The sequence below is a fragment of the Paenibacillus sp. UASWS1643 genome (assembly GCF_008693195.1).
In the GTDB taxonomy this organism is placed as follows: domain Bacteria; phylum Bacillota; class Bacilli; order Paenibacillales; family Paenibacillaceae; genus Paenibacillus; species Paenibacillus amylolyticus_B.
Genome location: NZ_VXKZ01000115.1, coordinates 1 through 13,592, shown reverse-complemented (window position 1 = coordinate 13,592; position 13,592 = coordinate 1). Strand labels below are relative to the sequence as shown.

Here is a 13,592-nt window from a genome sequence, read left to right as displayed (position 1 = left end):
AGCATATTTGCATGCCTTTTGCATTCCTCATGAATCATAAGCACCAAAAAATCCAAGAGGTTTCTTTGCCAAGTGGAATCATTGTCTTGCATTCCACTTCCCAGAAAACCATCTTGGATCCATTCCACTTACTACCAGATGACACGTCTATTATTACAAGAATTACGTGTGTGCTTCTTGAGTCTGTACTGGCTGTACTGGCAAGCTCTCTTTTTTCAAAGCAAGGTTAAAGAAGACATTAAGCAGGATCGCTGACAGGCTTCCCGTAATAATACCATCGCTAACAATAATCCGAATACTTTGAGGAAGCTGGGCAAACAGGTCGGGTACAGCAGTAACACCGAGCCCAAGTGAAACGGAGCAAGCCACGATCAATAGATTGGATTGTTTGCCAAAGTCGACGTTTTGCAGCATTTTGATCCCGGATGAGACAACCATTCCAAACAGGACAACCGTCGCTCCTCCGAGGACAGCACTTGGAATAATGGTTGCAAAAGCAGCTACCTTCGGAATGAGTCCCAGAAAGACCAGAATACCTCCGGCTGCTACAACAACATTCGTCGTTTTCACTTTGGAGAGCTGAACCAAACCAACATTCTGTGCAAATGTATTGTATGGAAAAGCATTAAATATGCCGCCCAGGACAAACGCGAGACCTTCTGCGCGATATCCCCGTGCCAGATCTTTTTCGTTGATCGGTTGATCACAGATTTTGCTCAAAGCCATAAATACACCTGTTGATTCGATGATAACCACCGTACCTACAATAATCATTGTAATAATTGGGCCGATTTCGAAGGTAGGCCATCCAAAGTAAAAGGGTTGAGGTAAATGGAACCAGGAGGCTTCCTGTACAGAGGCAAAATTCACTTTTCCCATGATGGCTGCGATGAGGGTTCCCACGATAATACCAAGGAGAACAGCCAGGGATTTAACAAACCCGCGAGCATATCGATTCAGGATTAGAATAAAAAGTAATACACCAAATGAAAGCGCCAAATTATCCAAACTTCCGAAATTCTCACTGTTTGCTCCACCCGCCATGTTTTTAATGCCGGTTGGGATTAGCGCAAGACCGATAATGGTTACCACTGTACCGATCACGACTGGCGGAAACAATTTGACGATTTTGCTAAAAAATACGGCAAAGATGACGATAAATAACCCCGCTGCGATGATCGACCCATATATGGCAGGAATTCCGTATTGCGATCCAATCGCAATCATCGGTGTCACCGCTACAAAAGAACTTCCGAGCACCGCTGGCAAACCAATCCCCAAGTACTTCCCTTTTCGTGCCTGAAGCCATGTGGCAATCCCACACGTTAACAGGTCAATGGATACCAGATACGCCAACTGCTCTGCAGTCAGATTTAGTGCTCTGCCCACAAGCAAAGGCACCAGAATCGCTCCCGCATACATCGCGAGTACGTGCTGAATCCCCAGTGAAAAAACTCTCATCTTTTTGGTTTCTTTCATCCCACGTTGCCCCCCTGAAATTAGAATCAACAGAACCGCTGCAAAATCATGTTATGTTGATTCACATTATATAAACTATTCAGGGAAGTTCCATGATTCATAACATAGAATTGTGATCAGAGATAAAGAGCCCAACTAAAATTGGGCATGTTATACAAAAGGTACTCTCATACCGATTATGTCGCGTTATATTAGTTGACACATAAGGTTGGATAGCCCTCTTTGACACTCGAAAAAAAGAGACATGAATGTGGGATTTAACTTCAGTACTGCATATTAATGCATATTTCTCAACATCACTTGTTTCATATTCTCAGCTTGTCAGTTGAGAAGCTTGATGTTAAAACGTTGCTCCATTACTTCTCCGTTCCGGTGAACCATCTCCGTAAAAAAGACTTCTTCTCTATTCATCAGAACAACGGATGAAGCTCTGGTCCCATAGTCGAATTTTTCACTTTTAACGAAGATGGGAGAAAGTAAACGTTCCCATTCCAATGGAACACCTGTATGGGGGAGAAGCTCATCCACTGAAGGATCTGCCATTTGCAGCAAACCTAATATTTCTTCTGTCAGGGTAGCTTCGTTCTCCCCTTGGATGATTTTCTCCAGGCCTTCTTTTCCACGTTTTACCTTGGGCCAATCTGTATTGATCAGGTGATTACTAATCCCGTATATTCCCGGTTTCAACTTCATCACAACATTACCCACATTAGAATAATAATAGAGGTCGTCAGGATCACCCACTAACAAATTGTAACCAGGATAATCATTTTGGCTTTGCTCCGCATGTTGCATATATTGCTCAGGTGTGGACGTTCCCTTTAAAAAATCAGCAACCAGATCTCCTCTTGAGCCTTTGGCATGTACCTCTTCATTCGGATCACGATAATTCGTGACAGCAGCCAGACGCCCCTCTGTGGTTACGCCCATCCAGGTTCCCATTTTCGACAAATCCCGGCCAGCCAATATATGAGGATGGTCTTCCCAATAGTGTGCTTGAGCCGTAGGTCTGTGATAGAATTCATCCCTATTTGATCCCAGTATAAGCGGATACGTTGGATGCATGTTGTAAGCAAATAAAATTAAACACATGGGAATCTTCAACTCCTATATTGGTTAAACCTCTATAATTTCCACTTTATATCGCATAATCAACTACAATTACATCTTCCACCCAACCATCGAGGGAAGCTACAAATGCCTGATGAGCAGGATGTGGACCATAGGCGCGTAATGCCTTCTGATCTTCAAACGTCACTCTCAATCCAATCGTGTAACCTTGAATACGGTCCGTTTCTTCCGTTGCATTGATTCCTGCGGTCAGCCCGACAATCCCCGGGATTTGTTCCTGTAACGCGAGTAATTGATCCACCAACTCCTGCTGTTTGGCTAGTGTGGTTTTATCGTTAAATTTAAAAACAACCAAATGTTCAAACATCTTGTTATTCCTCCTATGTTCATTTGAATAATAATGCAATTTCGTTAAAAATGAAGTCAATTCAACAATTCCAATCCACCCATCATATAGGGGACCACTCTGTTGGCTAATTCAGCCGGAGATTCCTGCCCGCCTTCAATATTCCATCGATATGTCATTCCATAGATCGACCAACTTAGCATGGTTGCAGTAATTTTCAGCGTTTTGGGATCTACACCCCCCGCTACTTTGTTCATTAATTCAAGAAGGAATTGCTCCAGCTGTGTCTTGATGTTTTCTTCAATAATTGGTGCAACTGACTCATATTTTTTGATGCAACCATTACTTGAGACGTGATAATCACATAATGAAAATATAAGCTGCTGTATGGTTTCGGCTGATAACCGGGCATCCGGGTCCACCCTTTTCGTTACATATTCCATAAAAGCATCCGATAACAAGGCTTCAAGCAGTGCATATTTATCCTGAAAATGGGCGTAGAATGTGGCCCTGTTAATTGTGGCTTGTTCCGTAATGTTTTGAATCGTAATACTGTTGAAATTTTTAAGACTCAATTGGTTTAAAAACGCATCAAGAATTAATTGACGCGTGCGGATTACACGCGGATCGTTCGAGTTTGGAGACAATACACCAGACATGTCCCAATCCTCCTTTGTACACAAAATATTTGGTTAGACTCCTTTATTATAGATAAGTGTTATTTGTTCAACAAGTGAAAGTGGGTGCACAGACATCATACAATAATCAGTGTCTTTCGCTTAAGCAACACAATGCTCCGATTGTTGGTTGAGCATGCCTATAGACCTTGTTAAGATTGCACTCGTATCCGCTTGAAGGTGCATAATAATGGAGGTGCTTAGTTTGAGTAATCAACAACATAACGTTATTTCTACGGAGTTTCTGTTCCAACCATACACTGTTCAAAAATTAACCCTGTCCTCGCGCATCGTCATGTCCCCCATGGCTCGTGCCTTCTCCCCGGATGGTGTCCCGGGCCCCGATGTAGCCGCATATTATCGTCGGCGTGCCGAGCATGGTGTTGGACTCATTATTACAGAAGGTGCGACGATTGAGCATCCATCAGCATCAAGTGAGCCTAGAATCCCTCATATGTATGGAGAAGCAGCTCTTCAAGGCTGGGCTGAAGTGGTCGAACAAGTCCATGAAGCCGGCGGCAAGATTTTTCCGCAGATTTTACACATGGGAATCGTTCGTCCTTCAGGATCTAACCCACACCCGGAAGCTGCATCACTAAGTCCATCGGGAGTTGATATGGAAGGTACTCAAGTAGGTGCACCTATGACGGAGACAGAGATCGCAACTGTGATTCAAGCTTATGCTGATGCAGCAGTTAATGCGCAACGCATCGGTTTTGACGGAATTGAGCTTCACGGTGCACACGGTTTTCTGATCGATCAGTTTTTCTGGAAAACAACGAATATGAGAACGGACCGCTATGGCGGTGACCTTCAAAAACGAACTCAATTCGCGATTGAACTTGTAATGGCAGTTCGTGCTGCGGTAGGTCCTGATTTTCCTATTGCGATGCGGATTTCCCAATGGAAGATGAATGATTATCAAGCCAGACTGTTCGACACACCGGAACAACTGGAACAATTCCTTCGTTTGTTAGTTGACGCAGGTGTAGATATCTTCCACTGCTCGACACGACGCTTCTGGGAGCCCGAGTTCGAAGGATCTGAGCTTGGATTTGCAGGTTGGGTAAGAAAACTGAGTGGTCAAACCACAATTACCGTTGGTTCTGTGGGTATGCCAGATGAGTCTGAAGCTGGAGCAGATAAAACAACACATCCAGGTATGGGCGAACTCATGAAGCGATATGAGCAGCAGGAATTTGATCTGGTAGCTGTGGGACGTGCACTCCTTGGTGATCCGGCATGGGCTGCCAAAATACGTGAAGGACGCGTATCCGAGATACAGGCTTTTACACCTGAAGCACTCGCTGCGTTACACTAAGAACAATTACTTATTGTTTAAGAGATTTTTTCTCCCCTATATATAGGTTTGAACTCATGAATCAACTATACTAAGCAAAGGGCTCGCTTTCCTCCGGGATTGCGGGTATTTTGTTTTTAGAGATATCTGTCCGTTCAAACACTTCGAGCAATAGCAATATCATTCAAGAAAATTCCTTCTTTGCAACCTATAATGACCTTAACATACCAGAAAGAAGGTGCATCATGACTCGGGAAGTCCGGACTGTAGTATTTGATACCGATCTACAGCTAGAAGCTTATCAATTTGAAGGCATTATGCAGAAGTTTCCCAATCATTTTCATGACTATTACGTCATTGGATTCATTGAAGAAGGCAAGCGACACCTCGTCTGCAACAACGAAGAATACATTTTGAATAGTGGTGATATGATTGTCTTTAATCCATATGATCCTCATGCCTGCGAACAGGTCGATGGCAGAACCCTCGATTATCGCTGTATCAACGTCCAGCCTGAGGTTATGCGAGAGTATGCGAGAGAGATTACTGGACAAGCTTACTTGCCACGGTTTACATCCCCCGTTCTCTACCAAAGTGAACTTGTGGGTTCCCTGCACGAGCTGCATCAGATGATTCTGGAGGAGCAATCCGATTTTTGCAAAGAAGAATTGTTACTCTTACTACTGGATCAATTGCTGCGAGATTATTCGGATGCTGAACCACCTGTTTCCACACAGGATGTTACCTTGGAGATCAGACGCATATGTCATTACATAGAAGCTCATTACATGGAGAGCATCTCGCTGAACGAGTTAGCCGATTTGACGGAGATGAGCAAGTACCACCTGCTGCGTTTATTCACTCGCCAGAAAGGGATATCCCCTTACCGCTACCTGGAAACGATTCGCATAAATCAAGCCAAACGTCTGCTGGAACAAGGTCTGCTTCCAATTGAAGTGGCCGCACAGACAGGATTCAGTGACCAGAGCCATTTCACGAATTTCTTCAAAAAACTGATCGGCCTGACACCCAAGCAATATAGACGTATCTTCAATCATGATACCGAGCCGAAACGAAACACCGATCACATCATATGACGAGTCATCATAATACCAAGGTATCTACCGGACATTTGCTCGCTTTGTTTACCATCTTAGTCTGGGGGACTACGTTTGTCTCGACGAAGGTTCTGCTGATTGACTTTACTCCAGTGGAGATTCTATTTTTCCGTTTCCTGATCGGGTATTTGGTACTGTTATTGATCTATCCACGTTCACTGCGGATCGCCTCATTCAGAGAAGAATGGTTATTTATCGGAGCAGGACTATGTGGGGTGACGTTATATTTTCTTATTGAAAACATTGCTCTGGTGTACACAACAGCTTCCAACGTGGGTGTTATTGTCTCCATTGCCCCGTTCTTCACTGCCGTACTCGCACACTTCTTCTTAGATGGTGAGAAGTTAACTCGCCGCTTCATTATCGGATTCGGGATTGCCTTGAGCGGCATCCTACTTATCGCACTGAACGGCAGTTTCATTCTGCAACTGAATCCGATAGGTGATCTGCTTGCTTTCATCGCACCTGCGGTATGGGCGATCTACTCTGTGCTAATGCGGAAAATTGGCGAGCTTTGTTATCACACCATTGGTGCGACTCGCAAAGTGTTCTTCTACGGCCTGATCTTCATGCTGCCAGCTCTATTCCTGTTTGAATTCCATTGGGAACTCGGCCGCTTCACGAGTGTGACCAATCTTTCCAATTTTCTATACCTCGGTCTAGGTGCCTCCGCGTTGTGTTTCGTGACCTGGAACCGGGCCGTGAATCTTCTCGGAGCTATCAAAACGAGCGTATATATCTATCTGGTACCTGTCATTACTGTTGTGTCATCTGCATTGATTCTTCAAGAGCAGATAACCTGGGTGATTGTGCTCGGCGCGCTCTTAACCCTATTTGGCTCTTACATTTCAGAACAAAAAGGACACAAGCTTAACAATAAAAACACTAATCCGCATAGGGGTTAGTGTTTGCTTCATTCTTCACTGATATAACTGGACATCGTGGTTGACCACTGTTGACATGCGCAGAATTCATTCATTTTATCTCATTTAATTGAGACATCAGAATCTTCAGTTCCTCTTGCTCCAGATGACGCCATTGCCCCCGCTCCAGTTGATCCAGCGTAATATTCATAATTCGCACGCGCTCCAGCTTGAGGACTCGGTACCCCAAGGCCTTGCACATTCTGCGGATCTGCAGATTGAGACCCTGTGTCAGAATAATACGAAATACATTGTCACTTTGCCTATACACTTCGCAGGGCTTGGTCACCACGTCCAGAATTTCAACGCCATCAGACATGGACTTTACAAATTCGTCGGTTATGGGTTTGTCTACAGTCACTACATATTCTTTATCATGATTATGCTCCGAACGCATCATCTTGTTCACAATGCCTCCGTCATTCGTAAGCAAAATCAACCCCTCAGATGCCTTATCCAGCCTGCCTATCGCAAATATGCGAGAAGGATAATCCATATATTGAATAATGTTCCCCTTCACATGTTCTGCTGCTGTGCAGACAATACCGATGGGTTTATTCAGAGCAATGTAGACAGGTTCGCTGTCATTACGAGGAATCTGCTTGCCATCAATGAGTACCACATCGTCAGGTTCAACATCCGCCCCTTTTTCACATACCCTGCCATTGATCGTTATGCGTCCGGCTGCAATTAAACGGTTCGTTTCCCTGCGGGAGCAGAATCCCGTTTCACTTATGTATTTGTTAATTAACATGTGTCACCACTTCTCATCTATAGTATTGCCACTGGTTCTTAGAGTGTTGGTACGTTCATTCGCTTCGTGCAATGAGTTAGTACCTTGTACTGATTTTCATTACACATCATCTCATTTATACTGAAACGAAGCAATGAATGGTTATATAAAAACACATACAACGTTACATAGGAAAGCCAAAATACACTCTGGAAGGAGTTTCTCATGTACAAAGTTACTCGAATTACAGTTGACCCCGATGATCCAAACCAAGACTCTGGCATGTGGATTGGCGGAGAAATGGCATACGTTTCCGACTGGCCGCTAAACCCTGAGGGGCAGCCTTTATTACATCTGTTCTCCATTAATTGCAATACACTTTCACAGCAGGTCCATATCCCTTCCTTACCACAAGATAAATATATCTCGGTCTTCTCAACCTACTCCGCCTCCGAATACTTTCTGGATCAGGTAACCTATACGGGGGATGAGCTGGAATGGAACGAGAATATTCTCGCCGGGTGCACTTATGTCTCGGTATCTTCGCATCCACTCACTTCCGTATGTCCCGTTCCACCCATTCCGTTAAGCGGCGTACGTTTGATTGAAATGGAGTTAGACGATCAGGCATTCCCTGCATTCTCATTTTTCTCTCCCACTTTACCAAATGGTGTGAAAGGAATTGACCATTTGCTAGAGGAACATCAACTGGTGTGTCAAATATATTCCGGAGATTTTCCTGAACCTTATCGGGATATATTGGGTCTTCCCGATGCAAACGGTTATTTATTTTTGCGAAGTGGTCCGGCGTCTGTTCACGCACCATTCGATGGAATTTTCTTTGTACAGACTGCTTAATAGCGATACGTGGAAGTCAGGTATCATCATATAAAACGGCTAATCAGAACGTTTCCCGTCTACTCAGACAGGGAACGTTTTTTTATATATGTACGTTTTACTATTATCGATCAATACAGATGCCAAACCCTGTTAAAAGGTCATATGGATTGGATCGTATTTATCCTTTCGACACGAAATCGTTTTAGGAAAAAATATAACACAATAAATATTTCCAACCTTCAAAACTTAACATTATTTTACAATAAAAAGCATGTACATTTGTGCATTTATGGTATAAGTTATATATGAAATAAACATTAATTACATAATATAAAATTTTTATCCAACTAGGAGGTGGGCTTTTGAAAAGAATATTCGCTCTAAGCTGCGGTTTTTATCTGTTAATCGGCATAACCAGCGTTGTGCTCGGTGCACTTCTCCCTGTTTTATTGTCACATTATGAACGCGGTTACAGTGATGGCGGATTTTTGTTGTTTCTGCAGTTTCTTGGATTTCTTGTCGGTGTAATTGTAGCTCCTGCCCTGACAGCCCGTATCGGAAGAAAAGCTATGCTGACCCTTGCCCTGATCTGTATTGTAGCCGCTTATACATTACTCGGTTTTTTACCATCCTGGTCTGTAGTTCTTCTTCTCACGATTATCGTAGGTTTCGGTTCAGGTATCATCGAACCCTCTGTAGGTGCATTCACAATCGAATTCACTGAGAATCAAAAGGCGGTCGCCATGTCCAAGCTGGATGTCTTCTTTGCTCTTGGAGCACTTCTCATCCCGGCTGTTGCTGCTTTATTCATCTGGATGGATCTGTGGCATCTTACTTTTTATACGGTGGCCGTGTTGTCACTGGTTCTCATGCTGCTGTGGATCACTATGCCCCGGCCAGCCGCACTTTATCTGAAACAGGCTGGCGAGAATACAGTGGCACATGCAGCAGGTAAAGCCCAATATTCGAGAAAACATCTGGGTCTGCTGACGATCTTTGTCATCTTCTTTTTCATCTACATGGGATTGGAATTGGGATTGATGAACTTCCTGCCCTCCATACTCGTAGAACGACTGCAACTTCAGGAATCTGTCGCATCGCTGAGTGTCTCCATCCTGTGGATTGCGATGATCATCGGTCGTCTTTTCTCCGGAAAAATAGCCGAATCCGTCCACTATATGCCTTTCCTGATCTGGAGTACGGTTGGCACGCTTTTGTTTACGGTCGCTATGGTATTTGTAACTGGACAGTGGGCAACGTATGTGCTCATCTTTGGAACCGGTCTGTTCATGTCAGGGCTTTTCTGTATCGCACTGGTCTACGCAAATGTTCTGATTCCCGGTATGACCGAGCGGACAACCAGTATCCTAATCGCATCGGGTGGTATCGGAGGTGCCATCTTGCAGTATGTGACTGGATGGAGTATGAGTACATGGCCTGTCGTGAATACGATCTGGATTTTGGCCGGATTCTGTCTGATCTTGCTTGTTACTTTGATGGTCTCTCATCTATGGACTGTAAAAAATAATGCAGTACGTGCTGCTCTCGCACAACATAGCAAGGAAATGTAAACATCGTTTCTTAAGGGAGGTGATGCCCGCATCATCCGGGATTGTTGAGCTTCGTTCGAGCTAGTACACCATTATATTGGAGGAAATCGTATGCAAACTTTAACCAACAACCGCTTCATAGCCGGAAAAGGGATTAAGTTGATTGACGATTCAGGTGTTGAATACCTGGATGGCGTGTCGGGCACGTTCAATCTGTCACTGGGCTATAATCACCCACATGTTGTCAGCAAAATTCAGGAACAAGTCGGCAATCTGACGCATATGTCTTCCTCCTTCACCGAACCGTACGTAAATGAAGTACTTGATCACTTAATCGAATATGCTCCAAACGACATTAATGCCGGATGGATGCGGGATATCACTGGTTCAACTGCCAACGAATGTGCAACCAAAATTGCACAGAAGTATACCGAATCGACAGACATCATCAGCCTGTATCTGTCCCATCATGGGCAGACCCAATTTGCCACCGGGATTTCGGGGAATGCCTTCAGGCGGAAACGCTTCCCCAATTCGGCTGTGGCTAACGCTGTCCATGTACCTGCCCCATACTGTTATCGTTGCCCATTCAAATCCTCAAATGGAGACTGCGGCTATCAATGTGTTGAAGCTATATCTGATGCGATAGAATATGCAAGTTCCGGCTCAGTCGCCTGTATGATTATTGAACCCATTCTCGGGAATGGCGGCAATATCATCCCTCCCGCCGGATATTTCAAACGACTGCGTAAACTGTGTGATGAGTACAATATTATTCTCATTGCTGACGAAGTACAGACAGGAATCGGTCGTACCGGAACCATGTTTGCCAGCGAACTATTTGATATCCAGCCTGATATGATTACCCTTGCCAAAGGTCTTGGCGGAATTGGCATACCTGTTGCTGCGGTATTAATGCAATCCCGATTGAATGTGCTCGAAAAGCATGAACACTCCTTCACCTCAGGAAGCAATCTGATCTCCGTAACCGCTGCCAAATCCACCCTGGAGGTGGTATCTGAACCTGGATTTCTGGATGCCGTGAAACGCAAAGGTGAAATTCTGGGTGAATTGCTGCATGAATTGGCTATGAAATACCCAAGTATCGGGGAAGCTCGTGGTGTCGGGTTGATGTGGGGGTTGGAGATTGTAGGTGAAGGTAATGAGCCGGATATGCTAAAAACCAATGCCATTGTTGACCGCGCTTTTACAGATGAACATCTGATCTTGAGAAGTTCAAGATATGGATTTGGCAACGTGGTTAAGGTCCGGCCTTCCCTTACCACAACCGAAGACGAACTGGTGGAGATTGTGGAGCGGCTGGATTCGGTGCTTGCCAGCGTTCATTAAAACATTTCAATGCAACTTGTTCGAAGTGGGCGTTCCGGTTACGAATCGTTCCTATGATCGCTGTTATCTCCGGTTTTTTTTAATTCCCCTTTTCCTAAGGGAAAAACCCGTTGATAGCGTATGCTTCCGAAGCAGCTTTCTTTCAGAAAGCTTTAAGGCGAACGCTTCGCTTCTACAGAATCGATTTCGTCCCATTCACTACTTTCGTATCTTGTCAGAAACTGTTTTAAGATGAATCGCTATATTTATATTTTTATATAATTATAAGGAGGTTATATCATGCTTGCATTGGTATACAAATCGGCTTGGGATGTGGCGCTTGAGGAACGGCCTGTTCCAGAAATCATGAGAGATAATCAGGTGTTGGTTCGTATTCGAGCAACCGGAGTATGTGGTACCGATCTCGGTATTGTCAGCGGCAAATATCATGCGGTTCCTTCTGTCATTCTTGGTCATGAGTCTGCCGGGGAAGTCATTGATGTTGGCTCTGCGGTAACGACATTACAACCGGGCGATCGTGTTGTGATCGACCCTACCTACTATTGCGGACAATGTGACATGTGCAGAACAGGCAGACAAAATCATTGCACACACAAGTCTGTTACCGAGACAGGTGTGAGTGCTGACGGAACATTTACAGATTATTATGTGACCGAGGATCGTTTTTTGTACAAATTGAAGGATCATGTGAGCTATGAGGAAGCAACTTTGACGGAACCGCTCAGCTGTATGCTGACGGGGATCAATCAGATTCATTTACTGCCGAATTTCAGAACGATCATCCTCGGCGCAGGCCCGATTGGCATTCTGTACAGCTACGCCCTCGCTTCCAAAGGGGTCACCGGCTGTCTGGTCGACATCTCCGAAGAACGCTTAGCCATTGCCGGTTCTATTGCACCTGATCGTTGGGAAGTTCATTCTTCCTTCGAAAATGCAATAGAATCACTGTCACCCGCAACCCATCAGGTCGATATGATCGTGGATACAACAGGTGTTGTGGGCACACAAGTGCTTTCCCAGCTCGCCAGTGGCGGTTATCTAATGCTGGTTGGTCTGAGAGATGGAAACACATCATTCAATCCCAAGGAAGTTGTGGACCGCAGTCTGAAAATTATTGGTTCCATCGATTCTCTGGGGACATTCGCTACCGCACATTATATGATTGAACAAGGGATTATTCCGGCAAAAGAAATCATCACACACTCCTTCCCGTTGGAGGATTACGAAGAGGCATTCCGCACACTTGGCTGCGATATTCAGGGACGCACACTTCAAGCCTCTTCACATGCCATTAAAGTTGTGCTGCAATCCAGCGGTTCCAGTTTCTAAAGTGGAAGGTTAACCATGAATGGATTACATTAGAGACATATGTTTACACAATCCTGGAGGAGGAATACAACATGGCAGCAAACAAAGAATCTAACGGACTGGGAGCGCCCAATGATGACATCATTCAAGCGGTCATTTTTGACATGGATGGTGTACTGATTGACAGCGAACCGATTTATTTCGAGATTGAGCGTAGCTCTTTTGCCCATTTTGGAGCAAGGGTGACTGATGAAGAACATCATGCCTATGTTGGAGTTACGCTGGAATCCATGTGGCAGCAAGTATTGGACAAACATCAGCTGACAGCTACGCTGGAAGAAATATATGCTTATCATCAGCATAATGTGATGCAAACCATGCTTGCCCACCCGAATCTGACGGCCATGCCTTCCGTGGAACGCTGGTTAAGCTGGCTGCATGAGCAACATGTACCCATAGCCGTTGCTTCTTCCTCTCCACGTGCACTGATTGATCTGATCATGGACAAAACCGGACTTGGACAATACTTTGAGGTGCGAATGACAGGTGAGGAAGTTACAAACGGCAAGCCGGCACCAGATATTTTCCTGACCACAGCTGAAATGATTGGTGCATCCCCTTCGAATTGTTTGGTGATCGAGGACTCACGCAATGGTGTTCAGGCCGCCAAAAGTGCAGGCATGCGCTGTATCGGATATCGCAATCCGGGATCAGGCAACCAGGACTTGTCCAAAGCCGATCTTCAGATTTCCAGTTACGATGAGTTATGGACCTTGAAGGGTACATTGCCTTTTGAAGGCAGATTTGGCGAAGCTACGCTGATCTGAAGTGAGTCTGGAATTAACGGCCTGAACTTACCTATCGAAAAAAACAACCCAACCCGCTTCAATTCTTTCG

13 protein-coding genes are annotated in these 13,592 nt (G+C 44.7%); 8 read left to right on the top strand and 5 right to left on the bottom strand.

The features are described 5' to 3' along the window. Positions 1 to 162 precede the first annotated feature (162 nt). The 4 genes from FE296_RS24700 to FE296_RS24685 form a co-directional block, all read right to left on the bottom strand. Positions 163 to 1,479: a nucleobase:cation symporter-2 family protein gene (locus tag FE296_RS24700; RefSeq protein ID WP_150366683.1), complete on the bottom strand. Its 1,317-nt coding sequence runs from the start codon at positions 1,477 to 1,479 to the stop codon at positions 163 to 165. Between the two features lie 321 nt (positions 1,480 to 1,800). Further along, a complete protein-coding gene (locus FE296_RS24695) occupies positions 1,801 to 2,571 on the bottom strand; it encodes an NRDE family protein (protein ID WP_150366682.1) in 771 nt (256 codons plus the stop codon). A 46-nt stretch (positions 2,572 to 2,617) separates the two neighbouring features. Continuing rightward, on the bottom strand, positions 2,618 to 2,917 hold the full coding sequence (locus tag FE296_RS24690) for a Dabb family protein (protein WP_124116363.1): 300 nt from the start codon (positions 2,915 to 2,917) through the stop codon (positions 2,618 to 2,620). A gap of 56 nt (positions 2,918 to 2,973) precedes the next feature. After that, positions 2,974 to 3,555: a TetR/AcrR family transcriptional regulator gene (locus FE296_RS24685; protein WP_150366681.1), complete on the bottom strand. Its 582-nt coding sequence runs from the start codon at positions 3,553 to 3,555 to the stop codon at positions 2,974 to 2,976. A gap of 223 nt (positions 3,556 to 3,778) precedes the next feature. Between FE296_RS24685 and FE296_RS24680 the strand changes: the two genes are divergently transcribed. From FE296_RS24680 to FE296_RS24670, 3 genes are all read left to right on the top strand, one after another. Then, entirely contained in the window at positions 3,779 to 4,894 is a 1,116-nt protein-coding gene (locus FE296_RS24680; RefSeq protein WP_150366680.1) for an NADH:flavin oxidoreductase, read from the top strand. Positions 4,895 to 5,118: 224 nt separating this feature from the next. Continuing rightward, the gene (locus FE296_RS24675) at positions 5,119 to 5,970 is read left to right on the top strand and encodes an AraC family ligand binding domain-containing protein (RefSeq protein WP_150366679.1); all 852 of its coding nucleotides are present in this window, start codon (positions 5,119 to 5,121) and stop codon (positions 5,968 to 5,970) included. Further along, on the top strand, positions 5,967 to 6,896 hold the full coding sequence (locus FE296_RS24670) for a DMT family transporter (RefSeq protein WP_150366678.1): 930 nt from the start codon (positions 5,967 to 5,969) through the stop codon (positions 6,894 to 6,896). Before FE296_RS24675 ends, FE296_RS24670 begins: the two co-directional genes overlap by 4 nt. A 70-nt stretch (positions 6,897 to 6,966) precedes the next feature. Here FE296_RS24670 and FE296_RS24665 read toward each other — a convergent pair whose 3' ends face one another. Further along, the gene (locus tag FE296_RS24665) at positions 6,967 to 7,668 is read right to left on the bottom strand and encodes a pseudouridine synthase (RefSeq protein ID WP_124116358.1); all 702 of its coding nucleotides are present in this window, start codon (positions 7,666 to 7,668) and stop codon (positions 6,967 to 6,969) included. A gap of 204 nt (positions 7,669 to 7,872) precedes the next feature. On the opposite strand from FE296_RS24665, the gene FE296_RS24660 reads away from it, so the two are divergent. The 5 genes from FE296_RS24660 (at position 7,873) to FE296_RS24640 (ending at position 13,522) form a co-directional block, all read left to right on the top strand. Then, entirely contained in the window at positions 7,873 to 8,505 is a 633-nt protein-coding gene (locus FE296_RS24660; RefSeq protein ID WP_124116357.1) for a DUF1963 domain-containing protein, read from the top strand. A gap of 344 nt (positions 8,506 to 8,849) precedes the next feature. Then, the gene (locus FE296_RS24655) at positions 8,850 to 10,058 is read left to right on the top strand and encodes an MFS transporter (protein ID WP_150366677.1); all 1,209 of its coding nucleotides are present in this window, start codon (positions 8,850 to 8,852) and stop codon (positions 10,056 to 10,058) included. A 90-nt stretch (positions 10,059 to 10,148) separates the two neighbouring features. Further along, positions 10,149 to 11,387 carry an aspartate aminotransferase family protein gene (locus FE296_RS24650; protein ID WP_124116355.1) on the top strand — a complete coding sequence of 413 codons (1,239 nt, stop codon included), beginning with the start codon at positions 10,149 to 10,151 and terminating at the stop codon, positions 11,385 to 11,387. 279 nt (positions 11,388 to 11,666) lie between these two features. Continuing rightward, a complete protein-coding gene (locus FE296_RS24645; RefSeq protein WP_150366676.1) occupies positions 11,667 to 12,716 on the top strand; it encodes a zinc-dependent alcohol dehydrogenase in 1,050 nt (349 codons plus the stop codon). Between the two features lie 71 nt (positions 12,717 to 12,787). Further along, positions 12,788 to 13,522: an HAD family hydrolase gene (locus FE296_RS24640; protein WP_124116353.1), complete on the top strand. Its 735-nt coding sequence runs from the start codon at positions 12,788 to 12,790 to the stop codon at positions 13,520 to 13,522. Positions 13,523 to 13,592: the final 70 nt, after the last annotated feature.